We start from the raw sequence: 25762 nt of genomic DNA, 5'->3' as shown, positions 1-25762 counted from the left end.
GGAGCAGCAGAACGCTTCACTCGACTTCCATCTCCTCGTAGGTGACCGTGAGCTTCTCGGTCAGCACGGAGGTGTCGCCGGCCTTCAGGGTGCCGATCTCCAGCGACTTCGGCCAGCAGCGCACGATCTTGTAGCGCTTGATCGCCTGGCCCTCGTAGTCGTAGACGACGACCACGCCGTTCTTGCGGGCGGCGCCCATCTTGCCGAAGCGGGCGTCCTTCACCCACTTCTCGAACGAGTTGTCGCCGGTGAGGCCGCGGGTGAAGACGACCTCGCCCGCCTTCTGGCGGCCCGGGAGCTTCTTCACGACGTACTTGCCGTCGGCCATGTTCTGCTTCAGCTCGATGACGTCCTGTTCCATCTTCAGGCCGGTCACCTCGGAGATCTGCTTGATCGTGATGCCGTCCACCTCGAGGCCGAACGAGTGGCCTACCGACGTGTCGAGATCGGGGAGTGCCATGTCGATGAACCGCCTTTACTCGTTGACCAGACTGGTGCCGCCCTGCATCTGGGCGAGCCGGAAGATGACGAACTCCGCGGGCTTGACGGGTGCCACGCCGACCTCGCAGACGACCTGGCCGAGGTCGATGCCCTCCGCCGGGTTGGTCTCGCGGTCGCACTTGACGTAGAACGCCTCGTCGGGCGTCAGGCCGAACAGCGCGCCCTTTCGCCACTCCATCACCAGGAAAGCCGAGATGGTGCGGCGGATCCGCGCCCACAACGCGTCGTCGTTGGGCTCGAACACGACCCACTGCGTTCCGTCCAGAATGGACTCTTCCAGGTAGTTGAAGAGCCGCCGGACGTTCAGGTACCGCCACGCCGGGTCGGAGGACAGCGTGCGCGCGCCCCACACGCGGATCCCGCGGCCGGTGAACGAACGGATGCAGTTCACGCCGATCGGGTTCAGCAGCTCCTGCTCCGCCTTCGTCAGCTGGGTCTGCAACGCCACCGCGCCGCGCACGGTCTCGTTCGCCGGGGCCTTGTGCACGCCGCGCGAGGCGTCGTTGCGCGCCCACACGCCGGCCATGTGGCCCGACGGCGGCACGAAGATGTTGTCCGAAGTGGACGGGTCGTAGACCTTGATCCACGGGTAGTAGAGGGTCGCGTACTTCGAGTCGTAGCCCGCCTCGGTCTGCTTCCAGTTCTTCACCTGGTCCGGCGACAGGTCCGGCGGCGGGTCGAGGATCGCCATGCGGTCGCCCATGAGCTCGCAGTGCGCGATGATCGCGGACTGCACGGTCTTCACGGCCTCCAGCGTGATCAGCCCGCGCTGGTAGGAGCTCATCAGGTCGGGCACCGAGACCATCGTGATCTCGTCGACGGCTTCCAGGCCACCGAAACCGGTGCGGTCGGCGACGTCGCCCACGTAGTCGTCGGGCACGACCTTGCGCGGCACGGGTGGCGGTGTGGGAGCCTCGCGCAACGCGACGGACGCCTTGTCCGGACGGGCGACGGACGCCCCGGCGACCTCCTCGATCGTGATCAGCTTCGAGGCCGCGTTCACGACCGTGACGACGTTCTCCTTGCCGCGCTTGGCAGACACCTGGTGCGTCTCGACGACCTTGCCGTTGTCCTTCACCACCAACGAGAACCTGTCGTCGGGCTGGTTCTCCCCCGCCGCGTCACCGACCTCGACGGACAGGCTGCCCGCACCGAGCTCGCGGGCCGACACGCGGTAGCCGCCGAGCTGGGCCTGCGGACCGGCGGGCAGCGCGGCGGTCGAGCGGGAGCCGCCCACGCGGACGACGTAGCAGTTGGTGCCGCCGTTGAGGAAGTAGCCGTAGACGGCCAGCGGCAGGTAGCAGCCCTCGGCGAAGTCGCCGAACTTCTCGGTGTACTGCGCCCAGTTCGACACCAGCGTCGGGGTGTTGTAGTCACCCTTGGCCGCGAACCCGACGAACGCGGCGACGGCGGTGCCCACGCCCTCGATCGGGCGGGCACCTGCCTCCACCTCCTCGACGTACACGCCCGGCGAGAGATAGGTGGGCATCGACGGCCTCCCAAGTCGTACGGAACCCTGTACGACACATGCTGAGGCGACCGCACAGAACCCGACACGACCCCGCGACGGTGCCGGAGGGAGCCGGTGGCTGCCCGAAAGGGCAACAGCCACCCCGGAGAGGGATTTTCCCGCCGTTCACCGAACCGCCGTCGAATGATCACCGCGTCGAGCTCGCCGGAGGCCCTACCCTTCGCGACGGCCCCTGTCAGCCAACAAGGAAGTTGTGCCCGCATGTCACGTCGCAGGGCTCCATCAGCCGTGCTCTCCACGGTCGTCATCGCGGCGGCCACCCTCACCGCCTCCACCGCGGCCCACGCGGCCACCACCACGTTCACGCCCGTCGCCGACACCTACGTCGACAACTCCGCCGCAGGCACCAACTTCGGCACGTCCGGTCAGCTCGGCATCGACAACTCGCCGGTCAAGCGGACGTTCCTCAAGTTCGCCGTCTCCGGCCTCACCAGCAGCGTCAGCAGTGCCAAGCTGCGCATCCACGTCGACGACGTCTTCGACGCGCAGAGCCCGAACGGCGGCACGTTCCGGTCGATGTCCGACGTCAGCTGGACCGAGACCGGTGTCACCTGGAACAACCAGCCCGCCGTCGACGGCGCCACCCTCGGCACTCTCGGCGCGGTCGCGCGCAACGCCTGGTACGAGATCGACGTGACGAGCTACATCACGGGCAACGGCACGTTCAGCATCGGCATCACGTCGAGCAACTCGGACGGCGCCGACTACGACTCGCGCGAGTCCGGTGCCACCACGGCGCCGCAGCTCGTGATCACCGACGGCACGGCGCCACCCGCGGGCGACCCGGTGTGGGTCGGTGCCGGTGACATCGCGGACTCCGGCTCCGGTGACACCGCCACGGCCGCGCTGCTGGACAACATCCAGGGCACGGTGTTCACCACCGGTGACAACGTCTACGAAAGCGGCACGGCAGCGGAGTTCAACTCCTACTACGAGCCCACGTGGGGCCGGCACAAGGCGCGCACCAAGCCCACTCCCGGCAACCACGACTACAACACCAGCGGCGCCACGGGGTACTACAACTACTTCGGGGCGCTGGCCGGTCCGTCGGGCCGGGGCTACTACTCCTACGACATCGGCGACTGGCACATCGTGTCGCTGAACTCCAACGTCAGCATGTCGGTGGGCAGTGCGCAGGAGCAGTGGCTGCGGCAGGACCTGGCGGCGAGCACGAAGCCGTGCACCGCGGCGTACTGGCACCACCCGCTGTTCACCAGCGGCGCCAACCACGCTCCGGAGACGGCGACCCGGCCGTTGTTCCAGGCGCTGTACGACTTCAACGCGGACCTGGTCGTCACCGGGCACAACCACCAGTACGAGCGGTTCGCCCCGCAGAATCCCACGGGCGGCCTCGACACCGCACGCGGTATCCGGCAGTTCGTCGCGGGCATGGGCGGCGCCGGCGCCTACGGCTTCGGCACGATCAAGCCGAACAGCGAGGCCCGCAACACCGGCACCCGCGGCGTGCTGAAGTTCACGTTGCACAGCAACAGCTTCGACTGGCAGTTCGTGCCGGAGGCAGGCAAGACCTACACCGACAGCGGCACCACCAACTGCCACTGACGGACCGCGCTGGAGGCCGACGTGTACCTGTCCACGATCGACAAACCACGGGCAGCGAACTGGAAGGGGCTGAGCGGCAACGTCTTCGCGCTCGGCGCGGTCAGCCTGATCACCGACGTCTCGTCGGAGATGGTGGCCGCGATCCTGCCGCTGTACCTGGTCGTCGGCCTCCAGCTCAGCCCGGCCGCGTACGGGCTGATCGACGGCGTCTACACCGGCGCCACCACGCTCCTCCGGCTGGTCGGCGGCTATCTCGCCGACCGGACGAACCGGCGCAAGGCGGTCGCGGGCTTCGGCTACGGCCTCTCCGCCGCGGCCAAGCTCGGGCTGCTGGCCGCGGGCGGCTCCACGGCCGCGCTCGGGTTCGTGATCACCGCGGACCGCGCGGGCAAGGGCCTGCGCACCGCACCGCGGGACGCGCTGATCACGTTGTCCACGCCCAGCGGTGACCTGGGGCGGGCGTTCGGCGTGCACCGCGCGATGGACGGCATCGGCGCCTTCGCCGGTCCGCTCGTCGCGATGGCCGTGCTCGCCGCGTCCGCCCAAAGAACAGCGACACAGTCGTTCGACGCCGTGTTCGTCACCAGCTTCTGCATCGCGGTGTTCGGTGTGCTGGTCCTCGTGCTCCACGTCAAGGACCGGCCGGAACCGCTGGAACGCAAGGAACCTCTCCAGCTCGCCCTGCTCAAGGACCCGGCCGTCCGCAGGATCGTGCTGGCCGCGTCACTGCTCGGCCTCGTCACGATCGGCGACGGGTTCGTGTACCTGTTGCTGCAGAAGCGGGAAGGGCTCGCGTTCGGATGGTTCCCGCTGCTCGCCGTCGGCACGAGCCTGGTCTACCTGCTGCTCGCCGCACCGCTGGGCGCGCTCGCCGACCGCGTCGGCCGGCTGAAGATCATGCTGTGCGGCTACGGCGCGCTGACCGTCGTCTACCTGCTGCTCTTCGGCCCGCTCGGCGGCTGGCCGCTGCTGGTGCTGGTCGTGCTGCTCTACGGCGTGTTCTACGCCGCCACGGACGGCGTGCTGATGGCTCTGGCCGGACCGGTCCTGCCGGAACGCCTGCGCACCACCGGCATCGCGCTGATCCAAAGTGGACAGGCGCTCGCCTGCCTCGGTTCCTCCGTGCTGTTCGGGCTCGCCTGGCAGTTCTGGAGCCCGGAGGGCGCCACCAGGACCGCCGCCGTCGCGGTCGTGCTCGCCCTGCTCACCACCACCGCACTGCTGGGACGTCGCACCTCGTGAAGAACCGCCTGCTGATCACCGTCATCGCCGCCGTGCTGCTCGGCGGTGTCGCCGTCGGCTACACCGTGCTTTCCGGCGCCTCACCCGGTGAGGCCGCGAACTCCCGGCCCAGCGGCACCGGACCGCGGCTGATGGTGCTCAGCAACGGCAAGCTCTCCACCGTGTCCCGCCAGGATCCGGCCGGGCCGCGCGAGATCACCGAACAGCGCTGCGACCGCGTCTACGCAGCCGGCGGAACCATCTCCTGCCTGCGCCCGGTCGGCGCCCTCAAGGCCGGTGAACTGGCCGTGCTGGACAGTCAGCTCAAGGAACTGCGCACCATCCCGCTGACCGGTTTCCCGAACCGCACCAGGGTCTCCGCGAGCGGCCGCATGGTCGCGTGGACGCTGTTCGTCGACGGGCATTCCTACGCCGCCAACGGTTTCTCGACCAGCACTGGCATCCTCGACGCGAGAACCGGCACGCTCGTCACGTCGCTGGAGGAGTTCACCGTCGAGGGCATGCCGCAACGGCCGGCCGACTCGAACTTCTGGGGTGTCACGTTCACCGCGGACGACAACCGCTTCTACGCCACCATGTCCACCGGCCCGCACCGGTACCTGATCGAGGGCGACTTCGCGGCCCGCAGGCTCCGCCCGTTGACCGGCCACGACAACGTCGAATGCCCGTCGCTGTCCCCGGACGGCACCCGCATCGCCTACAAGAAGGCCGTCGACGGCGATCCGCAGAAGGGTTGGCGCATCTCCGTGCTCGACCTCGCCACGAACCGGATCACCCAGCTCGCCGAGACCCGGACCGTCGACGACCAGCCGGCCTGGCTCGACGACCGGACCGTCGCGTACGGGATCCAGCGCGACGACGGCCTCAACGACGTGTGGTCCGTGCCCGCGGACGGCACCGGAACGCCCGCGGTCCTGGTACCCCAAGCCGCCTCCCCGGCACCGATCGGCTAGCGAACGGCCTCCACCAGCACGTCGGAGGTGTTCGTGACGTTGCGGAACCCGGCGCGCCGCAACGCTTGTTCCAGCAACCGCGCATCGGCGTTCGCGCCCTGGTACGAGTAGCGGAAAGTGCCTCCCGGCGCGAGCACCTGCCGGATGCCGGGCACCGCGCGGTTCCAGTCGATCACCGACGGCGGCATGCGGTAGCCGACCACCTGGTCCACGGAACCGGCGTCGAACAGCTGGCCGATGTCGGTTCCGTCCGCGTGCACGTGGTTCGGGATGCCGCGGCGTGCCACCGCCTGGTTGTTGATGTTGATCGCGTGCGGCGGTTCGTGCGCCGACCCGGCGCCGCCGAGGTTCGCGATGACCGGCTTCCCCTGCTGCCGCAACCGGTTCGCCAGCGCGCGTGCCTGCTGGGCCGGACCGGACAGGCGCGGCGCCGGTGGCGTGTAACGGCCACCACCGACCCGGAGCAACCGGTTGATCACCGCGCGGAACAGCATCCCGCCGACGATGCCGATGGCCATCACGGCCAGCTCGCGCTGCACCTGGGCCGCCAGCTCGCTCCGCGCCGCGAGCGCGGTCCGCACCAGGTTCGGCGTCGACTGGGAGGAGAACGTCGTCGGTGCGATCACGGCTCCGCCGGCACCCCAGTAGTAGCCGATCGGCGTCGTCCCCCTGGGCACCGGGCCCGTTCGGGACAACTCGCCGAGCGCGGACTGCCGGTCGGGCAGCACGGCCAGTTCCGGCGTGGTCACCGGCAGGCCGGCGAAGTCGAGGTGCGACTCGGGCACGAACACGGGCAGGCCGACGCCGTCGACGTAGACGAGGTAGCCGCCCAGGTAGATGCCGAACCCGACCGCTCGCACCCGGCCGTCGATGTACCGGCTGTGGCCGCGCGGATCGGCGGCCTGCGCCGACACCGACGGGAGCTGAATCCCCTGCCGGCGCAACCGCTCGCGTTCGGCGGGCGGTGCCACCTCCAGATCGACCTCGACGGCATCGCGCTGCACGGCGGCCAGCCGGTCGGCCACCGCGCTGTTCCCCGCCGACCGCTGCAACTCGATGAGCAGGTCGTGAGCCGGCGGCCGGTGCCGCGTGCCCTGCTCCTGAGGCGGTGGCGGTCGGTGGGTGTGTTCGCGTTCCACGTCCGATCCCCCTGGTGGTGCTCCGCCGGATCTGAAGCTACTCGGCGGCTTCTTCCTCTTCCTCCGCCCGCTGCACGAACGTCTGCGCGGTCTCCTCCTCCGCGGGCGCTTCCTCACGCTGCACGTGCGCCGCTTCGCCGTGATCACCGTGGTCCGCACACCGCTGCACGGGAGAAGCGGGCGCGGCCATGATCCGGTCCGCGTTGGCCACGGCGTCCCGCTCGAACCGGTCGGACGGATCACTCACCTTCACGCCACCGCCGGTGTCGGTGCCGTCCACCGGCCCGGACCGCTGCTGCACGACGTGCGTCAGCTCGTGCGCCAGCATGTGCTTGCCGGTGTCCGACGACGGGTCGTACTTGTCGCGCTGGAACACGATGTTCGAGCCGACGGTGTAGGCCTGGGCGTTCACCGACTTCGCCGAGTCGTGCGCCGCCGAACCGGTGTGCACGCGGACGTCCGAGAAGTCCTGGCCGAAGCGGCCTTCCATGTCCTCGCGCACGTCGGCGCTCAGCGGTGAGCCGCCCGACGAGATGACGTCGTGCACGGGCGAGCGCTCCTCCTCCACGACCGCGCCGACGCCCGCGTTGCCCACGGCCCGTTGCAGACCGAGCAGGCCGGCGGGGCCGAGCACGTCGGGCCGTCCGGCCGCGGCCGCGCGGCCCAGCAGGTCCGTCTCCTCGTGCGGGATCCGGTCGCCCTTGGGGCGGAAGGAGGTCTCAGCTTCGTGTTCGTGTCCGCGCATTCTCCGCTCCCTGCCAGAGGTACTACCCGACCAGACGTTCGGTGGCCAGTTCGAAGTACCGGCCGAACTCGCGTTCTCCCACCAGCCGCCCCAGCTTGCGGTATTCCCGCGCCACGGCACCGATGAGCTCGACCATGCCGACCACGTGACCGGCCGCGGCGGCCAGGTAGGCGGCGGTGACGGCGGCCGACCGGATGTGCCCGCCCGCCAGTTCGAACGACGCCGCGAGGAAGTCCAGGTCCACATCGGACGATCGCGGCACCGCGCCGCCCAGGCAGCGGTCCCACAGGCCGCGGCGCAGATCCGCGTCGGGCAGCGGGAAGTCCACGATCACGTCGATGCGGCGGGTGAAGGCGTCGTCGAGGTTCGCGCGCAGGTTCGTGGCGAGCACCGCGATGCCGTCGAAGGACTCCATGCGCTGCAACAGGTACGCGCTCTCGATGTTGGCGTACCGGTCGTGCGCGTCACGGACCTCCGACCGCTTGCCGAAGATCGCGTCGGCCTCGTCGAACAGCAGCACGCCGTTGACGCCCGCCGCCTCGACGAAGATCCGCTCCAGGTTCTTCTCGGTCTCGCCGACGTACTTGTCCACGACCGTCGCGAGGTTGACCGTGTACAGGTCCAGGCCCAGCGAGGCCGCGATCACCTCGGCCGACATGGTCTTGCCGGTGCCGGAGTCGCCCGCGAACAACGCCGTGACGCCCCGGCCGCGACCACCGCCGGGCCTCATCCGCCACTCGTCGATCACGCGGTCGCGGTGCTTCGCGCGGGCGGCCAGTTCGCGCAGGAGCGACGTGACGGGCACGGGCAGCACCAGGTCGGGCCACGACACCGCGGGCTCGATGCGCCGCGCGAGCCGTTGCAGACCGCCCGCGTTCTGGCTGCGCGCACCGGCTCGGAGATGCGTCACGTCGACCAGTCCGTCGTCGGCGAGCGCCGAGACCGCGGCGGCGTGCGCGGCCCTGCTGATCTGCGTCGGGCCGAGGACGAAGTGCGCGGTCACCTCGGCCGGGTCGATGCCCCGCGCGAGCTTGCCGTCGAGCTCCGCGCGCCACAACGCCACCCGCACGTCGAACGGCACCTGCACGGCGTCGTGCTGCAACGGCGGCATCCTGGTCCAGCGCGGCTCCCACGCCCCCGGCCCGTAGGCGATGACCGGGATCTCCTCGTGCAGCAACGGATCCAGCGCGAACGCCGAGTCCACCGGGCCGACCGCGATCCCCGCGCCCCGCAGCAACGCCTCGCGGGTGACCGCCAGCGCGTCCGTCAGGCGCGTCGCGTCGACCAGCAATGCCGGGAAACCCGCGCGGGCGAGGGCGGACACGGCCAGCTCCGCCGCGCCACCGCCGGGATGTTCGCGCAGGTAGACGAGCCGCACCCCGCGTTCGATGCCGCGTGCCAACCGCTCGGCACCCGGCATCGGCACCGGATCCCCGGACAGCGTCACGAAGTCCGCCAGCAACGGGTCCGGCCGGTCGTCGCCGAGCAGGTGCGCGACGACCCGGTCCGGCACCCGCAACGACCGGCTGAGCAACGGCCGTTCCGCGTCCTCGACCGTGACGAGCCCCGCCCTGACCAGCGGACTGCCGTGGTCGAGCCGCGCCCGCCCCTGCGAGGAGGCCTCCGCGAGCCCGCACAACCGCAACGCGAGCCCGACCGTGGCCCTGCGCCGCGTCACGTCGTCGTTCAGGTACCCGTAGAACTGCTCGAACCGGCTGTCCACGTCCGGCGCCAGCGCGACCAGCAGCAGCTCGACGTCCACCTCGGACAGATGGGCCTTTCGCGCCAGCAGGCCGAGCCTGCCGTCCGCGGCGGTCTCGGTGAACGGCGCGAACGGCTCCCGGCCGCTGTCCAGCAACGCCTCGATGACCTCGTCCGACAGGTAGAGCCCGCGGAACGGGTCGTCCGGGTTCGGGTCCGTGGCCCGGCGCGCCGCCACCGCCACCCGGATCCGCCGCTCCAGCCCGGCCATCCGCTCGAAGATCATCGCGGTACCCGGCGCATGCCCACGCCGTCCGCGGACACGTCGTGCCGCACCCGCTCGTCGCCGGTGTGCAGGTGCACGCCCTCCCGCGCGGGCGGCCCGGCCGCGATCTTGCGCCCGGACGACACCGGCGCCGACACCACGACGTCCAGCGAGGGCTTCAGCTCACCGCCCAGCGCGCTCCACACGTCCGCGAACGCCCGGTCCTCCGGCGGCGGCAGCGCGACCGTCATCGGCACCGGCAGCTGCAGCGCCTCCAGCGACCCGCCGAGCAGCCCCGGCGGCACCGCGTCGTAGCGCAGGAACCCGACCAGCAGGTCCGAGAGCAGCCGGTGCTCGTCCTCCGGGCGTTGCGTCCACGCCGTGACCAGGTACGACAGCTTCATGTGCCGTGGCGGCAGGTGCCGGGCGGCGACCTGTCCCTGCGCGTCGTACTCGTTGAGCAGCCCGCGCTGGCGCCGCCGCATGTCCTCGCGGATGTCGTAGAGGTAGATGTTGACCGTGGGCGCGTTCCGCCGCGCCGCCCAGTCCTTGGTCGGCGCGTCGAACGCCACGTCCAGGTCGGAACCGCGCAGCGCCTCGTCGCGGACCAGGCGGCGCAGGGCCTCGTCAACCTCGTGGATCACCCCACCACGATGGCCTGCCCGCCCGGCGCGAACGACCAGCGCAGTGACGTCCCGCAGGACACGATCGGCTGCCCCAACGGGCAACCCCGCACTCGATCTCAGACAGGCAGGGGCCGCATCCGGTCGGGCATGTGGGCGCGCAACGCGTCGTGCAGCAACATCACGTCGTCCGCGTCCAGCACGACCGACCCGGTGGCGCACGCCAGCACCGCCTCACCGGTGCGCTGGTCCGGCACGTACCGGAGTGCCACGTCCGGCACCGTGCACGACTCCGCCTGACGAATCGCGGTCAGCAGCTCCGACACCCGCTCGTAGCCCAGCCGCGCGCTCCACCGCAGTGCGGCCGGGGGACGAACGAATAACCGGAGACCTCCCGCGGCTCGGCGAACCTCGACGCACGTCAACACCGCTCAACCTCCTACAACCCGCTCACCAGCGAGACTAGCCAGAAAATGCGCACATCCGCGGTGCCTGTCACCCGTTCGGTTCACTGCCGACGCAGCTTTGGAGAACTTGAATTCTTTTTCTGTCCGGCCGCTGAAAAAGTTCTCCACCAGCATCACTCCGGTTGGAGCAGTGTCGTCCGGACAGCAGAAGACCGGCTGACGGAACAGTGCATCCCGCACAGAAGCGGAAAAATGGGCTGCACCCGAAGGAAGCATGTCCTCACCAAGTCCGGAACTGTCGGTGAAGGACGGCGCCGGCGAAGTGAAACGCCGCCCTCCACGCGACGTTTCCACAGGTTGGAGCCGGTGGATCGGTTCACCGTCGAGCCACTCGCTCATCAGTATGACGTGGATCACAGTCGTTTTGGCCGGTAGGGGCGAATTCGTGATGCGCGGAGCGCGAGTGACCCGCCACCCGTTGTGTCCGTCCAGAGTGGACCGAACACGATGTGTAACAACCGGGGCCCTGGGTACTCACCTGGTGCAAGCAACTCATGAGGAGGAGGTTTCGTGACCACCATTGAGAAGACGGTGGACGTCCACGTGCCGGTGAGCACGGCCTACAACCAGTGGACCCAGTTCGAATCCTTCCCGGCGTTCATGGACGGCGTCGAGAAGATCGACCAGGTCACGCCGACCAGGACCCACTGGACCACGAAGATCGGCGGAGTGGTCCGCGAGTTCGACGCGGAGATCACCGAGCAGCACCCGGACGAGCGAGTCGCGTGGACCACGGTCGACGGGCCGCCGCAGGGTGGCGTGGTCACCTTCCACCGCCTGGACAACGACACGACGCGGGTCCACCTCCAGATGGAGTACGACCCGGAGACCTTCACCGAGAAGGCAGGCGCCGCCCTGGGCGTCGTCGGCCACCGGATCGAGGGTGACCTGAAGCGGTTCAAGGAGTTCATCGAGAACCGCGGCACCGAGACCGGCGCCTGGCGGGGCGACGTCACGCCACCGCCACAGGTCTGATCGCGGTGCGCCTTGACGCCAGATCAGCACGCGGCGTTCGAGGAACTCGCGCGCACCGGCCGTGACTCGCCGCGCTACTACGCGCTGCGGGACCGGCTGGTGCGCGAGTACCTCCCGCTCGCCAGGCACATCGCCCGCCGCTTCAGCGAACGCGGCGAGCCGATGGAGGACCTCGCACAGGTGGCGGCGGTCGGACTGATCAACGCCATCGACCGGTTCGACGTGGGCCGGCAGACGGACTTCCTGTCCTACGCCGTGCCCACGATCACCGGTGAGGTGCGCCGCCACTTCCGGGACCAGTGCTGGGCGGTGCGGGTACCGCGCAGGTTGAAGGAGCTGTGCGACTCGATCGACGGCGCGACCGCCGAGCTGTCGCACAAGACCGGGCGATCTCCCACTCCCTCCGAGATCGCCCGGCACCTGGGGATCCCGCTGTCCGACGTCTACGAGGGCCTGCGGGTGGAGAAGAACGTCGCCTTCGCGCCGCTCGACTCGCTGGAGTCCTCCACGGTCGACGACCCGGCGCTGGAGGGTGTCGAGATCCACGAGGCCCTGCAGCCGATGCTGCGGGGCCTTCCCCGGCGTGAGCGGACCATCGTGGTGCTGCGGTTCTTCGGCCGGCTCACCCAGACGGAGATCGCGCGCCGCGTCGGGATCTCCCAGATGCACGTCTCCCGCCTGCTCACCAAGTCGCTGGAGCAGCTGCGGCACAACCTCCTGGCGGACGAGTGAAATGGGCGAGCGGGAATGTCCGGTTTTCGCGATACTGACCGCATGAACCGGTTGCGGTGGCCCCAGAAGCTGGCGATCAGCACTGGCGCCCTGCTCGTGCTCTGGGGAGCGGCCGGTTTCTTCGTGACCGGTTTCTCGTCCTTCGCGGGCGAGTCCGACACCTCGGTTCTGCTGCTGCGCGTCAACCCGTTGCAGAACACCATCCACGTCGTGTTCGGCGCAGCGCTGGTGCTCGCGGCCCCGCGGCTGAAGGCGTTGAGCGGCACCGGGTTGCTCGTGGCGATGCTGTTCCTCGTCGTGTTCGGGCTCGGGCTCGCCCGCTACGACGACCAGGTCGTCAACTTCCTGAACGTCAACCCCGGCAGCAATGCGCTGCACCTCTTCGCCGGGTTCGCCGCGCTGGCCGCGGCCCAGGGCGCCGCCTGGTGCCGGCAGTGCGACCGCGCGGCGGCGGCCGCTGCCCTCAAGACCGCTTGAGCAGTTTCAGCACGGCTCGCTCCGGGTCGCCGTTGCCGATCACCTCACCACGTTCGAACGCCTCGGTCAGGCGCGGATCCACGTAGGACTTCCTGGCCACGGCCGGGGTGTTGCCCAAGCGTTCGGACACCTCCTTCATCACCGCGCTGACCGCCCGCTTGGTGGGCTTGGCCTGGGCCGCGAAGGCCTGGGCGGCGAACACGGTGGCGTGCCAGGTGCGCAGGTCCTTCACGCTGAACTCGTCACCGACCAGCTCGCGGAACCGTCCGTTGACGTCGTCGGCGGTGATGTCGAAGACGCGGCAGTCCGGGGTCCGGTCCTTGAGCAGCGTCCGGACGGCTCGCGCCAGCCGCGGGTCGGTGATCTCCTCGTCGACCTCGACGCCGTGCTTGGCGGGGAACCGGAACCGGACGCGGTCGCCGCGCACGCTGAGGTGCTCGCAGAGCAGGGTGGCGACACCGTGGGTGCCGTTGTCCTCTGTGTACTCCTCATGACCGACGCGGAAGACACCGAGGTCGAGCATGCGCAGGGCGATGGCGAGCAACCGCCGGGGGCCGCGCGACCGCATGTCCTTCAGGACCTGCTCGCGGAACCGCTTCAGCCGCGGGGCGAGCCTGAGCACGCGGTCGAACTTCTCGGCGTCGCGGTCGGCCCGCCACTTCTCGTGGTAGAGGTACTGCCGTCGGCCGGCATCGTCGTAGCCGACCGCCTGGATGTGGCCGTTGGGGTGCGGGGAGATCCAGACCTCGCGCCACGCGGGCGGGATGACCAGGGCTTTCACCCGCGCGATGGCGTCGGCGCTCAGGGGCTGGCCCTGCGCGTCGAGGTAGCGGAAGCCACCGCCGTGACGGCGGCGCGTCCAGCCCGGTCCAGCCGGGTCGCTGCGGCGAAGTCTCATGGTTGATCTTGGGGGTTGATCGGCACGGCCTCCGGGTACCCGCTCGCCGATGAACGACTACACGGTTGGGGTCGAGCAGGAGTTCCTGCTGGTGGATCCGGAGACGAGACGACCGGTCCCGCTCGCGCCGCGGGTTCGCGAGCTCGCGCACGCGCCGGGCGATCTCGACGTGCAGGGCGAGCTGACGCCGTTCCAGATCGAGATCGCCACCGGCGTGACCTCGTCGTTCGAGGAGCTGGACGAGCAGGTGCGCGCGGCGCGGCGGGTGCTGGTGCGGGCCGCCGACGAGGCCGGGTGCCGGCTCGTGGCGACGGGGATGCCGCCGATCGGGAGGGCCGGACCTCCTCCCGGCACCGACGACCCCAGATATCACCAGATCGAGTACTCGCACCGGAGACTCGTGATCGGGCAGGGTGCTTGCGGGCTGCACGTGCACGTGGGCGTCGAGGACAGGGCGGAGGCCCTGCGGGCGTCCAACAAGCTGCGGGCGTGGCTGCCGACGCTGCTGGCGTTGAGCGCGAACTCGCCGATCTACGAAGGAGAGGACACCGGGTACGCGAGCTGGCGGTCGATGGTGTGGTCGCGGTGGCCGGTGAGCGGACCGCCGCCGTCGTGGGACGGCCCCGAGCACTACGACCGGACCGTCGAGGCGATCATCTCGACGCAGGCGTTGCTGGACCGGGCGATGGTGTACTGGGACGTACGCCCCTCGGCGAACCACCCGACCGTCGAAGTGCGCGTTGCGGACATTCCGCAACTGGCAACGGAAGTCACCGTTCTCGCGGAGCTGATCCGAGCCCTCGTCGTGTCGGAACCCTCCGAACAGAGGGTGGACGACTCCGTGCTGCGGGCGGCATATTGGCGGGCGTCGCGCGACGGGGTCGACGGACTGGCCGCCGATCCACACACCGGAAAACTCTCCCCCGCGTTCGACCGGGCAGTGGAGCTCGTTGAGCACGTCGCGGTCGCGCTGCGCGATCGCGGCACTCTGTCTACTGTGGAGCGCCAGATGGACTGGTTGCGCCACAACGGCTGCGGTGCCGCCCGGCAACGACGCTGCCCGGACCCCGAGTCCCTTGTGGACATGCTGATCGCCCGAACGCGTGAGGAAACCTGATGCGCCTCCCCGCTCCCCGCGGCCACATGAGCTCCGCCCTGGTCGCCGCACTCCGCGAGCCGCCACTGCCCCGCCCGGCACTGCTCGTGAGCACGGGCACCAGGGAGATCTTCCTCGACGACGACCTGCAGCTGTCGTTGTGGATCTGCTACGAGCTGCGGATGCGCGGGTTCGACGACGTGGCCGCCGGCTGGGAGGACCACCCGGCGCTGGCCCAGTTCCACGCGGCGCTGGAGGCGCGCTGGGAGGAGGCGCTGCGCTCGCTCACCGAGACCACCCAGGAGACCACGCAGCCCGCGTTGCTGGACGACGAGGGCATGGCCGAGCTGCGCAAGCACCACGCGTTCTGGCAGCCGCGCCGCGAGATGCGCTCGGTGCTGCGCGACATCCAGGGCGACGCCTACGGCACCCGTTCCGAACGAACGCACTCGGTGCTGTTCACCGTGACGCTGCGCGACCTCGACCTCGACCCCGCCGGCGTCGACGAGCTGCCGGCCGTGACGCTGGCGCTGGTGAACGCCCTGTCGTTGTTCGGCCTGCACCAGCGCCTGGTCGGCGCACTGGTCGGCTTCCTGAGCGCCGTCGACACGATCGGCGGTGACCCGTTCGCCCAGCTGCTGCCCGTCCAGTGCCCGCCGGACGACGTCCGTCTCGGCTTCACCGCGTGCCACGAGCTGCACGCCCGGCTCACCCAGCACGTCCACGCGGCCCTGCAGGCAGGCCGCACCTCGTTGCGCGGACGGTGGCTGCTCTCGCATGGCAAGGTTAACGTGGGGTGCTGAACACCCCCGTGTGAAGGTTCGAAGGGAGACAGCGTGCCCGACCCGACCGCTCTGGCCTCCGTGGTCGTCGACCGCAGCACAGCCGACGTCGTCGTGCTGCACGTGTCCGGCGAGCTCGACACCACGAGCAGCAGCGAGCTGACCACACCGCTGAACAGCCACGTGGTGTCCGGCAACCGCGCTGTCGTGGTCGACCTGAGCGGGGTGCGGTTCCTGGGTTCGGCCGGTCTGGAGGCGCTGGTGCTCGGTCAGCAGCGGGCGACCCGCGCCGAGATCGACTTCGTCGTCGTGGCGTCGTCGCGCGCCGCGCTGCGCCCGATCGAGGCGACCGGGCTGGACTCCGTCTTCACGATCCTGGGGTCGGTCGACGAGGCCGTGGCGCGCTACACGTCCTGAGTCACCACGGCAGGGGACCGTTCGCGTCGAAGTAACCGCCGGTCGGGCCATCTGGACCGATTTGCGCCATCCGCACGATGATCTCGGCACCCTGCTCGACGGTCTGCCGTCCCGCACCGCGGTTCAGGTCGGTGGCGGTGAAGCCCGGCTCGACGGCGTTGATCCGCATGTCCGGGAACGCCTTGGCGTACTGCACCGTGACCATGTTGACCGCGGCCTTGGACACCGGGTAGGCGACACCGGGGTAGCCGCTGCCCGCGGCCGCCGTGGCGAGCGAGGCGAGCCGGCTGCTGACGTTGACCACGACCGGCGCGGCGGAGCGCTGCAGCAACGGCAGGAACGCGTGCAGCACGCGGACCATGCCGAAGAGGTTGACCTCGAACGTCTCGCGCATCAGGTCCGCGGTGAGCTCAGCGGCCCCCACCACGCCGGACTCCGTCCACTCCGGAGCGATGCCGGCGTTGTTGACCAGCACGTCCAGCTCCCCGACGGTCTCGGCCGCCGCGGCCACCGAGGCGTCGGAGGTGACGTCGAGCTGGACGGGGCGGGCGCCGAGGCGGTCGGCTGCCTCCTGCCCGCGCGTGAAGTCCCTGCTGCCCAGCCACACAGTGTGAGCGGCGAGGACGAGCTGACGGGCGGTCTCGTGGCCGAGGCCCTTGTTGGCGCCGGTGATCAGCACGGAGGACATGCCTGCAACCTACGGCCTGGAGCGCGCTCCAGGTCAACGGCTCAGTCCTGGCCGATGTCCTCGTACCAGAGCTCCGGCCGTTCGGCGATGAACGACGTCATCATCTCGATGCACTCGGCGTTGTCGGCGATCGTGATGCCGACGCCGTGCTCGGCCAGCCAGTCGTGGCCGCCGTAGAACGTCGTCGCCTCGCCGATCAGCACGTTCGAGATGCCGAACTGGCGGACCAGGCCGCTGCAGTACCAGCACGGCGACAGCGTCGTGACCATGGTCGTGCCGCGGTAGCTGCGCTGACGGCCGGCGTTGCGGAAGGCCGAGGTCTCCGCGTGCATGGACGCGTCGCCGTCCTGCACGCGGCGGTTGTGGCCCCGGCCCAGCAGACGGCCGTCGCCGTCGAAGAGCGCCGCGCCGATGGGAATTCCCCCTTCGGCGAGTCCCATCCGCGCCTCTTCGACGGCGACGGCCAGCATGTCTGAAGCAGAGGTCATGCGCTTCAAACTACTTCGTCTTGAACAACTTCACCGTCATCGACGTGCCGGACTGCCGCAGCACGCGCAGGCCGACGCCGGCCGCGGGCAGCTTCACGCCCGCGTTGGGCTGCTCGGCGTACCAGTACTGCTTGGTGTCGTCGAACACCGGCTGAGCCGCGGCACCGCGGACGTAGGAGGCCTTGCCGTTGACGTGCAACGTGAAGGAGTCCGACTTCTGCAGCGAGAACGGCGCGTCGTAGCCGGCCACCGAGGTCGACCAGCGCTGACCTTCGAGGTTGTAGATCGGCGCCGGGTTGGCGTCGATCGGCAGGATCAGGCCCTCACCGGGGTGCTCGCTGACGTTGTTGTCGAGGAAGCTCGTGTTCCACAACGACACCAGCAGGCCGTCCTGGTACGGGAAGTGCTCCACGAAGTGCGGCTTGTCCGGGAAGCTGTAGCGGTACGGCCCGGTCTTGTTGTACTGGCCGTACGACTCGTAGGTGCGGTTCGACGCGACGTAGAACTGGTCGAACGTCTTCGTCTCCTTGCCCGTGGTCGTGCGGAAGCCGCGCGTGGTCCACGGCGACGTGGTCTCCGCGCCGTCCGTCAGCACCGGTGTGCCGTCCGCGGTCACGGTGATCTGGTCGGCGAAGAAGCCCTGCAGCGACACGGCACCGTCGGTGCGGTAGGCGAGGCGCAGCTTGGTGTTCTTGCCCGCGTACGCGTCCAGCGACACGTTCACGTCCACCCACTGACCGCCCGACGTCCCGGTGATCGCGGGCGCCCCGGCCGAGTCGCGGGCGAACGCGGCACCACCGGCGGTGCCGTCGAGCTGTGTCCAGCTGCCGTCCTCATTGGACGCTTCGACGTAGAGGTAGTCGTAGTCCTTCTCGACGTCGTAGCGCGCCTTCAGCGTGACCGACGCCGACTTCTTGCCGCGCAGGTCCAGCGGTGCGGTCATGGAGTGGTCGAGGCCGTTGCCCTGATCACTCCACCACATCTTGGTACCGGCGAACGGCGTGCCGTAGTCGTAGGACTTGGAGGTGTCCGGCAGCACGACCACGAGTCCCTGGGCCTTCGCGGTGTTGTACTCGTGCGGCCCGAGCTCGAACACGCGTTCCTGGCCCGCGACCGCGACCTCGTAGTCGAGCCAGCCCAGCTGCAGCTTGTCCCACGCGGAGAACTCGTTCGGGCGCTCACCGGGAGCCTCGCCGGGCGCGTTGGCCCGGTCCTGCCCCATGACCGACCACCAGTTGACGCCGTTCGAACCGCCGTTGGTGTCGTAGTGGTCGGGCAGCCCGAGGTCGTGCCCGAACTCGTGCGCGAACACGGCGACGCCGCCGTTCTCGGGCTGCATGGTGTAGTCGCCGACCCAGATGCCGGTGTCACCGATCTGCGTGCCGCCGAGCTTGTTGGTACCGGGCCCGGTCGAGTAGTTCTTGAACGCGTAGCCGCGGTGGCTCCAGATCGCGTCCTCACCCTGCCACGGGTCACCGTCGGCCTGGTCACCGCCCGCGTGCACGATCTGGAAGTGGTCGATGTAGCCGTCGGGCTCGTTGAAATCGCCGTCGCCGTCGTAGTCGTAGCGGTCCCACTGGTCGTACTCGGCCAGCTGCGCCTTGATCTGCTCGGCGGTTCGGCCGGCGGCCTTCTGGTCGGCGGCCCACTGGTTGACCGCGTCCTTGACCAGCTCGCGGACGTTGTCGCAGATGTTGTCACCGCACGGGTAACCGTTGCTGCGGCCGTAACGCGCCTCGTTGTAGCGGACCTTCACCCAGTCCGTGACGGTGCCGTCGACCGTGTACCTGCCGCTCGACTGCTTGTCGTAGAAGTTCGCGACGGAGTTGGCGTTCTTCTTGTGCGAGAAGTACAGGTCCTGGAAGTGCGCGCGACTGTAGTCCGGCTGCCAGATCGTCGTGTTGTCCACGGCCCGGTCCGGCTCGGGGATCTGGTTGCGCAGCGGCCCGTCGAACCGCTGCGGCCCCGCCGTCTTGGGGTCGGTGTCGCGGTCGGGGTAGTCGGGGTGCCGCTCGTCGCCGAACTCCGCGAGGATCACGAAGATCTTGTCGGTCTTCTCCCGCTTGAGCTCGACGTACTGGTCCTTGCCCTGCTTCTGACCGACCTTCGCGACGGTGCTGCTGCCGCGCTTCTCCGTCTTCGCCGCCCCGGTCAGCACGTTCTCGAGCGCCTGCTGCTTCAACGCGCGCCGCTTGACCTCCAGCTCGTGCGGCTGCTCGTCGGACCGTCGCGTCTCCTGCTTCTCGGGCTGGGCGGGTGGTGCCGCCGTCGCCGGTGTGACCAGGCCCGCGGTGATGAGCGTGAGCGCCGCTGCTCCCGCCAGAACTCTTCGCACGGTTCGTTCCCCTCCTCGGAATCCGGAGGGCACGCTACGTAGTTGGCCGGTGGCTCAACACGTCCGAAAGTCGGGACTAACCGGACCCGCGGTAGCTCTCGATGTCCTGCAACGCGTCCTCGGGCAGCTCCTGGAGGCGAGGCACGACCTCGGCCAGCACCTCGCCCTCCAGCCGCCCGACGTGCCCCAGGCAGGTGACCGCGAGCTGACGGAGAACGGGGTGGCGGGTGTGGTCGAGCAGCATCCGTTGCAGCCGCCCGCGATCCGGCTCGTGGTGGACGGTTTCCCAGCCGCCACCTGGAACGCGCACGACCAGTTCGTCGTCCACGACACCGACCAGCGGATCACCGTCCCACTCGAACACCACGCCGCCGAGCGCCGACGTCTCGGAGACGTACCGGTAGCCGTCCAGCGCCGCCCGGACGCTCTCCACGAGGCTCATTTCGGCGGCAGCGCCTCCACGAACTCACGGCACCGCGCGATCCAGTCGTCCAGCGCCGCGTCCTCCGCCACCACCGCGCCGTCGACGACCACCCAGCCGTTCATCGGCCGCCTGGTGAAGTCGAAGACCCTGGCACCGGGCTGGGCCAGCGCGTCGGCGTGCCCCTCCGGCCCCACGCGGGCGATCAGGTCCGAGCCCATGACCCCCACCAGCATGTTCCCGTTCCACATGAACACGATGCCGCCGAACATCTTCTTCGCGATGATGCCCGGCAACGGCCCCAGTGCATCGCCCAGGCGATGGGCCAGGCCTTCGTCGTACGCCACAGCCTGAATACTGTCTCAGCGAGTTGCCAGGCGCCTCTCAGATTCGTGTGGCTTCATGGACATACAGGACAAAGGGAGGCCATGTTGTTCGGCTTGGTCGGCTTCGTGCTCGGGTGGCTGTTGACGCTGTTCATCCTCGTGATGATCGGCAGGATGATCGTGGACTGGGCGGTCACGCTGGAGGCGCGGGGTGACTGGGTGTGGAAGACGCGGCGGGTGACGCACGCGGTGACCGAACCGGTGCTGTCGCCGGTGCGACGGGTGTTGCCGCCGTTGCGGTTCGGCGGGTTCGGGCTGGACCTCGCGTTCACGGTCGTGTTCGTGGCGGCGCTGATCCTCAGGTCGATCGTGTGGTGAGGACGCCGGGGTTGAGCACCCCGGCCGGGTCCAGCGCGGCTTTGGCACCGGACAGCGCCAGGCCGAACACCGATGGACGCTGACGCGCGTACCAGGGCATGTGGTCGCGGCCGACGGCGTGGTGGTGGGTGATCGTGCCGCCGGACGAGATCAACGCCTCCGACACCGCGGCCTTGATCTCGTCCCACTGCGCGGTGAGGCCGCCCCACCGGCCCGGCGCGTAGACGCCGTAGTAGGGCGCCGGGCCGTCCGGGTAGACGTGGGTGAAGCGGCACGTGACGATGCCGGCGCCGCACACGTCCCGAAGAACCCTGGTCGCGGCCTCGGTCACGGCGGCGTGCAGCGCGGGGAACCGGTCCCAGGTGCAGGCCGTCTCGAACGTCTCGGTGATCATCGCGTGCTGGGCCATCGCGTCGCGCTGGTAGGGCATGCGCAGGAACGACTTCCGCCACTGCCGTGCCGCGCCCTCGACCACCTCGCCGTCACCGCAGAGCTCCAGCGCCCGCGCCAGCAACGCGTCGACCGGGTGCGAAGCCGACTCGAAGGCCAGCACCAGCACGGAGGAGGCCGCACCGGCGTTGAGGAACGCCTCCGCCGGATCCAGCAGCCGGCAGTTCGCCGGGTGCAACCCCGACTGCGCGATCAGCCGCGTCGCCTCGACCGCCCTTTCCCACGACGAGAACCGCACCGAGGCACCGGCGCGGAACACCGGTGGCGACTGCAACCGCAGCCACGCCTCGGTGATCACGCCCAACGTGCCTTCCGAGCCCAGGAAGAGCCGGTCGGGCGACGGTCCCGCGCCCGACCCCGGCAACCGCCGCGACTCGGACACCCCGGCGGGGGTCACGACCCGCAGCGACTCGGTCAGGTCGTCGATGTGCGTGTAGAGCGTGGCGTAGTGGCCGCCGGCACGGGTCGCGAGCCAGCCGCCGAGCGTCGAGAACTCGAACGACTGCGGGAAGTGCCGCAACGTCAACCCGAACGGCTTCAGCTGCGTCTCCAGCGACGGCCCGAACACCCCGGCCTGGATCCGCGCGGCCCGGCTGACGGGATCCACCTCCAGCACCCGGTCCAGCGACGAGAGGTCCAGCGTCACGACCCGTCCGAGGTCCCGCGGCTCGACCCCGCCGACCACGGAGGTGCCGCCACCGAACGGAATCACCGCGACGTCGTGGGACGAACACCAGTCCAGCACGTCCACGACGTCCTGCTCGGTCCGCGGCCGCGCGACCGCGTCCGGCAACGGCCCGACCTCACCGGCGAGGTTCCTGGTGACGTCGCGGTAGGCCTGACCGCGGGCATGAGCGAGCCGATCGACGGCGTCGACGGAGTACAGCTCACCGGGAGGCCGGATCCGCGGCGGCGGAACGTCCAGCGACGAGGGATCGGGCGCGGCGTGGAACGTCAGGTCCGCGTCCGGCAGCACGGCACGGACCCGGTCGACCAGCGCACGGCGTTCGGCGGGGGTGACGGCGTCCTCGACGGTGCCCCAGCCCCACCACGACCTCGTTGTCATGCGGAGCAACCTAAGCGAAACGCTGCCGTTCTGGAATGGGCGTTGAGTAGAAGTACTCGCGCGCGCCACCCCGCCGCGGCACTAGCGTGCACGGGCATGAAGTCCCTGGGGGTCGCACTTCTGCTGGTCGTGATGACCGTGCTCGGCTGGGCCATGTACGCCGTGACGAGACCGGACGGCAACAACACCACCGACCGGAAGGCCCAGGAGGTCGCGGACCGCATCGCCTACCCGGTCGGCATCGACGGCAACGCCTACGCCCGTTCCGCGCTGTGGGGGAACACCGACCCGAAGTACTTCGCGGTCATCGGGATCACGGACAGCCCGACCAACGACCCGGAAAAGGTCCGCGTGACGCTGCTGTTCCGCATCTACGACCCCGGCACCGCGGAGGATCCGCCGTCCTTCCGGCTCTGGCAGAGGAACCCGGTGACCGCCTGCTACCGCGCCGACTTCACCTACTACGGCGTCACGAAGGGCGGCCCCGACCGCATCCGCTGCCCCGAGAACCCCAGGCCGATCACACCGCCGCCGGTCCAGCAGACGGGCGTGCCGGACACCTATCCCGAAGCCTTCAAGAAGATCCTCGCCGAACTGCCGGCCGCTCCCACCCGGGACGAGGTGCTCGCCGCGTTGCGCGCCGAGCTGCCGCCGATGCCGGTGGACGCGCGGACCAAGCTGCCGTGGGCGGACCCGCGCCTGGACGCCTTCGTCGAGAACGGCGCGATCGGCATCATCGCCAGTGGTGGCAGTTCGTGCCTGAACGGCGTGCGACTCGCCGACGGCACCGTTGCGGCGTGGTACCCGCCCCGCGTGCAGACCCAGCCCGGCGAGTACGGCTGCTCGGGGCAGAGCGCGTTGCAGCTCTACCGCGTGCCGCCGCCGAAGTGATCAGCCCGCGCCGAAGCACACGAACCCGACGGCAGCGGCGTAGGCCGCGTCGTCGGCCGCGGCCCGTTGCACCGCGGCCAGGGCCTCCGCGGGCGCCATCCCCGCGGCCAGCTTCTGGTGCAGCTCCACCATCACCGGCGCCGTGCCGTCGGTGGGCACCGGCACCACCGGCGCGATCAACGTCCGGGTGCCCAGCCCGAGCAGCGCCGCCGTGAACCCCATCAGCTCGTCCCCCGGCCGCACCGCCGACTGCCCGGTGTCGCACGCCGACAGCACCACCCGAGCCGGCGGCGTCCGCAGGCGCTCGATGTCGTAGACGGTCAACGGCCCGTCGGCCAGCTCCAAGGCGCTGAACAACGGGTTGTCGACGCGGAACGAGCCGTGGGCGGCGATGTGCGCCAGCGCGGCACCGTCCATTGCGGACGCAACAGCGCTCACGGTCGCCTCGGCGTCCACGAGAACACGGCCGGGCACGTGCGAGCTGATCGCCTTGATCTCCGCGGGCGCGGCGGTCATCCGCGGCCCGGCCGCCAGCACCGCCTCCCCGCACGCGTCGGCGGCCGAGCAGGCGCGCAGCCACACCGAAGCCGACGGCGCCACGGTCACCTGGCGTTCCAGCACGGCCCACGGCAGGCCGTTCAACGCCCCGGTCGGCACCACGACCAACGGCCGTCCGTCGATCCGGGCCGCCAGCGGTGCCAGCAACCGTTGCGCCAGAAGAGAAGCCGCGTGCGCGGCGGAAGACCGTGCCACGGCCAGGTTCGGCAGCTGCGGCGGCAGCGTCACCAGCCGGTGCAACGCGAAGCGCAGCAACCGGATCTCGCGGACCACGCCGTCCAGCGAACCGAGCGAGTGCAGCGAGGCCCGGCCACCCGCCAGCACCACGGCCATCAGCGAACCGTCGTACTCGACGAACTCGATCAGTGCGGCGGTCCCCAGCGCCGAAGCCAGCGACGCCACCGACGGCGGCTTGAACACCGCTCCCCCGCCGGACATCTGCCGGGTGAGGTCGCGGACGCGTTGCTCGGCGCGAACCAGCTTGGCCCGCAACGCCCCGGCGGGTTTGCCGGCCAGCAGCGCCGACTCGACGTCCGCGGACACCGCCCGCAACGACGCCAGCGCGTCCTCCAGGCGCGGGTCGTCCGGCGGCGACACGGACTTCATCCGCAGCGCCCCCGCACGCCAGCTCTCGGTCCACGACAGCACCCGCCCGGCGTTCCCGGACGCCACGGCCAGCCTCAGCCCCTCCAACGCGAGAGCCTGCCCCTGCACGCCCGTCGACGCCCTCAACTCGGCCGCGCCCAGGGACACCCGGTACTCGTCCAGCAGCGAAACACCGCGGCGCAGCGCGGCGGACGTGCCGCGGACGTCGCCGGAGAGCTTGCGCCGCAACGCTTCCGCGTACCAGCCGCGAACGCGCAGCCCGGCCGGTCCGCGTGTTCGCGCGGCGGCGGCCACGGACAGCTCCGCGACCGCCCGCGCGCGATGCCCGAGGTCGGCGGCGACCAGTCCGGCGTCGATCCGGGCCTCCAGCGCGGGCAGCCGCCAGTCCATCGCGTCGAGCTCGGCGGCCACGCGCGACAGTGCGAGCCGCAACGGCCGGGTGCGGTCCCCGCGCAGCACCGCGGCGTGCAGCTCCAGGTAGCGCGCACCGGCCGCCCACAGCGGCCGTTGCTCGCGGCGGAACCGGCGGCGGGCCTCGGCCGCGAACGCGTTGGCGGCGTCGGGATCGTCGTCCAGCAGCGCGATGCGGGCGCGGAAGTACAACGCCTCCGAGGTGGCGAACGGGTTCTTCAGCGCTTTCAGCTCGGTGATCGCCCGGTCGGCCGCCGCACGGGCCTCGTCGACCAGCGGCACGGAGACCAGCAGCTCCAGCCGGTTCACCAGCAGCGCCGGCCGCGGCACGTCGAGCCGCCGGTAGACCTCGTCGGCCTTGTCGAACAACGTCAGCGCGGCCGGCACGTCACCGGACCGCGTCGCCATGATGCCCGCGTTCCAGTGCACGTCCGCGACGCCCAGTTCCTGCCCCAGCGAACCGAGCAGCGAAGCGGCCACGTCGAAGTCCGCGGCCGCCTCGCGCATGTTGCCCACGTACGCGCGCACGAGCCCGCGGTTGTTGTACGCGCGCGCCTCGACCAACTTGTCCTCCACGCGCCGAGCACCGCCGATGGCCGCGGTGTAGTCGCGCTGGGCGTCGTCGTAGCGGGTGAGGTAGTGGAAGACGACACCGCGTTGCATCAGCGCCGCGACCGCGTCGGCACCGGAGAGCTCCGGCATGGCGACGTCCAGCGCGCGCAGGGCGGCGCGGTGCCGGCCCGTGTAGGCGAGCACCCACGCGAGGCTCATCTGCGCCAGAGCGGACAGGCGGGGCAACGACGCGTCGGTGGCGATGCGGATCGAGCGGCGCAGGTGGCGAATCGAGCCGCTGTAGTCGTGCAGCTCGCGCAACGCCAGTCCGATCGCCCGTTCGGCGATCGCCCATTCCGAGCGATCTTCCGTCGTGCGGAGCACCTCGCGAGCCATCTCGACGGCCGCACGCGGGTTGCGCTGCCTGGCCTCCAGCGCGTCCTCCGCACAAAAGTCGGTCACGGCGTCACTTTAACCGGTGTGGT

27 protein-coding genes are annotated in these 25762 nt (G+C 70.2%); 11 read left to right on the top strand and 16 right to left on the bottom strand.

Features of this window, described 5'->3' with window-relative positions; all coding sequences use genetic code 11:
- Positions 1–16: 16 nt before the first annotated feature.
- Together ACWEIJ_RS38815 and ACWEIJ_RS38810 are read right to left on the bottom strand one after the other, a co-directional pair.
- Entirely contained in the window at positions 17–460 is a 444-nt protein-coding gene (locus ACWEIJ_RS38815) for a phage tail protein (protein WP_449842270.1), read from the bottom strand.
- Between the two features lie 15 nt (positions 461–475).
- The gene (locus ACWEIJ_RS38810; RefSeq protein ID WP_449842269.1) at positions 476–1990 is read right to left on the bottom strand and encodes a phage tail sheath family protein; all 1515 of its coding nucleotides are present in this window, start codon (positions 1988–1990) and stop codon (positions 476–478) included.
- Positions 1991–2233: 243 nt separating this feature from the next.
- Between ACWEIJ_RS38810 and ACWEIJ_RS38805 the strand changes: the two genes are divergently transcribed.
- Genes ACWEIJ_RS38805 through ACWEIJ_RS38795 form a run of 3 tightly spaced genes read left to right on the top strand, consistent with a single transcriptional unit; the run spans position 2234 to position 5790 of the window.
- Positions 2234–3595, top strand: coding sequence for a CBM96 family carbohydrate-binding protein (locus ACWEIJ_RS38805; protein ID WP_449842268.1), 1362 nt, complete (start codon positions 2234–2236; stop codon positions 3593–3595).
- A 21-nt stretch (positions 3596–3616) separates the two neighbouring features.
- Entirely contained in the window at positions 3617–4837 is a 1221-nt protein-coding gene (locus ACWEIJ_RS38800; protein WP_449842267.1) for an MFS transporter, read from the top strand.
- Entirely contained in the window at positions 4834–5790 is a 957-nt protein-coding gene (locus tag ACWEIJ_RS38795; protein WP_449842266.1) for a TolB family protein, read from the top strand. Before ACWEIJ_RS38800 ends, ACWEIJ_RS38795 begins: the two co-directional genes overlap by 4 nt.
- Here ACWEIJ_RS38795 and ACWEIJ_RS38790 read toward each other — a convergent pair.
- From ACWEIJ_RS38790 to ACWEIJ_RS38765, 6 genes are all read right to left on the bottom strand, one after another.
- Entirely contained in the window at positions 5787–6929 is a 1143-nt protein-coding gene (locus ACWEIJ_RS38790; RefSeq protein ID WP_449842265.1) for a hypothetical protein, read from the bottom strand. The two genes, ACWEIJ_RS38795 and ACWEIJ_RS38790, sit on opposite strands and share 4 nt — an antisense overlap.
- Before the next feature lie 37 nt (positions 6930–6966).
- Positions 6967–7674: an eCIS core domain-containing protein gene (locus ACWEIJ_RS38785; protein WP_449842264.1), complete on the bottom strand. Its 708-nt coding sequence runs from the start codon at positions 7672–7674 to the stop codon at positions 6967–6969.
- A 22-nt stretch (positions 7675–7696) separates the two neighbouring features.
- The gene (locus ACWEIJ_RS38780) at positions 7697–9661 is read right to left on the bottom strand and encodes an ATP-binding protein (RefSeq protein ID WP_449842263.1); all 1965 of its coding nucleotides are present in this window, start codon (positions 9659–9661) and stop codon (positions 7697–7699) included.
- Positions 9658–10284, bottom strand: coding sequence for a DUF4255 domain-containing protein (locus ACWEIJ_RS38775; protein WP_449842262.1), 627 nt, complete (start codon positions 10282–10284; stop codon positions 9658–9660). Before ACWEIJ_RS38775 ends, ACWEIJ_RS38780 begins: the two co-directional genes overlap by 4 nt.
- Positions 10285–10382: 98 nt before the next feature.
- Complete coding sequence (locus ACWEIJ_RS38770; RefSeq protein WP_449842261.1) at positions 10383–10589, bottom strand: hypothetical protein; 207 nt, start codon at positions 10587–10589, stop codon at positions 10383–10385.
- 105 nt (positions 10590–10694) lie between these two features.
- A complete protein-coding gene (locus ACWEIJ_RS38765; protein WP_449842260.1) occupies positions 10695–11069 on the bottom strand; it encodes a hypothetical protein in 375 nt (124 codons plus the stop codon).
- Positions 11070–11240: 171 nt separating this feature from the next.
- On the opposite strand from ACWEIJ_RS38765, the gene ACWEIJ_RS38760 reads away from it, so the two are divergent.
- From ACWEIJ_RS38760 to ACWEIJ_RS38750, 3 genes are read left to right on the top strand one after another with little or no spacing between them, the layout of a single operon-like run.
- Positions 11241–11705: an SRPBCC family protein gene (locus ACWEIJ_RS38760; protein ID WP_449842259.1), complete on the top strand. Its 465-nt coding sequence runs from the start codon at positions 11241–11243 to the stop codon at positions 11703–11705.
- 12 nt (positions 11706–11717) lie between these two features.
- Positions 11718–12437, top strand: a complete 720-nt coding sequence (locus tag ACWEIJ_RS38755) for a SigB/SigF/SigG family RNA polymerase sigma factor (RefSeq protein ID WP_449842258.1) — start codon at positions 11718–11720, stop codon at positions 12435–12437.
- Positions 12438–12479: 42 nt separating this feature from the next.
- Positions 12480–12914 (top strand): DUF4383 domain-containing protein, encoded by a 435-nt coding sequence (locus ACWEIJ_RS38750; RefSeq protein ID WP_449842257.1) that lies wholly within the window; start codon positions 12480–12482, stop codon positions 12912–12914.
- Here ACWEIJ_RS38750 and ACWEIJ_RS38745 read toward each other — a convergent pair.
- The gene (locus ACWEIJ_RS38745) at positions 12901–13812 is read right to left on the bottom strand and encodes a DNA topoisomerase IB (RefSeq protein WP_449842256.1); all 912 of its coding nucleotides are present in this window, start codon (positions 13810–13812) and stop codon (positions 12901–12903) included. The two genes, ACWEIJ_RS38750 and ACWEIJ_RS38745, sit on opposite strands and share 14 nt — an antisense overlap.
- A 49-nt stretch (positions 13813–13861) precedes the next feature.
- On the opposite strand from ACWEIJ_RS38745, the gene ACWEIJ_RS38740 reads away from it, so the two are divergent.
- The 3 genes from ACWEIJ_RS38740 to ACWEIJ_RS38730 are packed head-to-tail and all read left to right on the top strand — an operon-like array spanning position 13862 to position 16107.
- Complete coding sequence (locus ACWEIJ_RS38740; RefSeq protein WP_449842255.1) at positions 13862–14929, top strand: carboxylate-amine ligase; 1068 nt, start codon at positions 13862–13864, stop codon at positions 14927–14929.
- Entirely contained in the window at positions 14929–15711 is a 783-nt protein-coding gene (locus ACWEIJ_RS38735) for an iron-containing redox enzyme family protein (RefSeq protein ID WP_449842254.1), read from the top strand. The genes ACWEIJ_RS38740 and ACWEIJ_RS38735 overlap by 1 nt, the downstream gene beginning before the upstream one ends.
- A 33-nt stretch (positions 15712–15744) precedes the next feature.
- Complete coding sequence (locus ACWEIJ_RS38730) at positions 15745–16107, top strand: STAS domain-containing protein (RefSeq protein WP_449842253.1); 363 nt, start codon at positions 15745–15747, stop codon at positions 16105–16107.
- Position 16108: 1 nt separating this feature from the next.
- Here ACWEIJ_RS38730 and ACWEIJ_RS38725 read toward each other — a convergent pair whose 3' ends face one another.
- From ACWEIJ_RS38725 to ACWEIJ_RS38705, 5 genes are all read right to left on the bottom strand, one after another.
- Positions 16109–16795 carry an SDR family NAD(P)-dependent oxidoreductase gene (locus tag ACWEIJ_RS38725; protein WP_449842252.1) on the bottom strand — a complete coding sequence of 229 codons (687 nt, stop codon included), beginning with the start codon at positions 16793–16795 and terminating at the stop codon, positions 16109–16111.
- Between the two features lie 41 nt (positions 16796–16836).
- Complete coding sequence (locus ACWEIJ_RS38720; RefSeq protein WP_449842251.1) at positions 16837–17283, bottom strand: nucleoside deaminase; 447 nt, start codon at positions 17281–17283, stop codon at positions 16837–16839.
- 10 nt (positions 17284–17293) lie between these two features.
- A complete protein-coding gene (locus ACWEIJ_RS38715; RefSeq protein ID WP_449842250.1) occupies positions 17294–19618 on the bottom strand; it encodes an immune inhibitor A domain-containing protein in 2325 nt (774 codons plus the stop codon).
- Between the two features lie 76 nt (positions 19619–19694).
- A complete protein-coding gene (locus ACWEIJ_RS38710; protein WP_449842249.1) occupies positions 19695–20060 on the bottom strand; it encodes a hypothetical protein in 366 nt (121 codons plus the stop codon).
- Entirely contained in the window at positions 20057–20386 is a 330-nt protein-coding gene (locus ACWEIJ_RS38705; RefSeq protein ID WP_449842248.1) for a TfoX/Sxy family protein, read from the bottom strand. The genes ACWEIJ_RS38710 and ACWEIJ_RS38705 overlap by 4 nt, the downstream gene beginning before the upstream one ends.
- 81 nt (positions 20387–20467) lie before the next feature.
- Here ACWEIJ_RS38705 and ACWEIJ_RS38700 point away from each other — a divergent pair, with 81 nt between their 5' ends.
- Positions 20468–20743 carry a YggT family protein gene (locus tag ACWEIJ_RS38700; RefSeq protein WP_449842247.1) on the top strand — a complete coding sequence of 92 codons (276 nt, stop codon included), beginning with the start codon at positions 20468–20470 and terminating at the stop codon, positions 20741–20743.
- Here ACWEIJ_RS38700 and ACWEIJ_RS38695 read toward each other — a convergent pair.
- On the bottom strand, positions 20724–22259 hold the full coding sequence (locus ACWEIJ_RS38695) for an FAD-binding oxidoreductase (protein ID WP_449842246.1): 1536 nt from the start codon (positions 22257–22259) through the stop codon (positions 20724–20726). The genes ACWEIJ_RS38700 and ACWEIJ_RS38695 overlap by 20 nt on opposite strands.
- Positions 22260–22355: 96 nt before the next feature.
- On the opposite strand from ACWEIJ_RS38695, the gene ACWEIJ_RS38690 reads away from it, so the two are divergent.
- Positions 22356–23150 (top strand): hypothetical protein, encoded by a 795-nt coding sequence (locus ACWEIJ_RS38690; RefSeq protein WP_449842245.1) that lies wholly within the window; start codon positions 22356–22358, stop codon positions 23148–23150.
- On the opposite strand, the gene ACWEIJ_RS38685 is transcribed toward ACWEIJ_RS38690, so the two are convergent.
- On the bottom strand, positions 23151–25739 hold the full coding sequence (locus tag ACWEIJ_RS38685; RefSeq protein ID WP_449842244.1) for a CHAT domain-containing protein: 2589 nt from the start codon (positions 25737–25739) through the stop codon (positions 23151–23153).
- Positions 25740–25762: the final 23 nt, after the last annotated feature.

This window comes from Lentzea sp. NPDC004789 (assembly GCF_053601075.1).
Note: the sequence above shows the minus strand (reverse complement) of the source record. Positions and strands in the feature narration are given on the sequence as shown.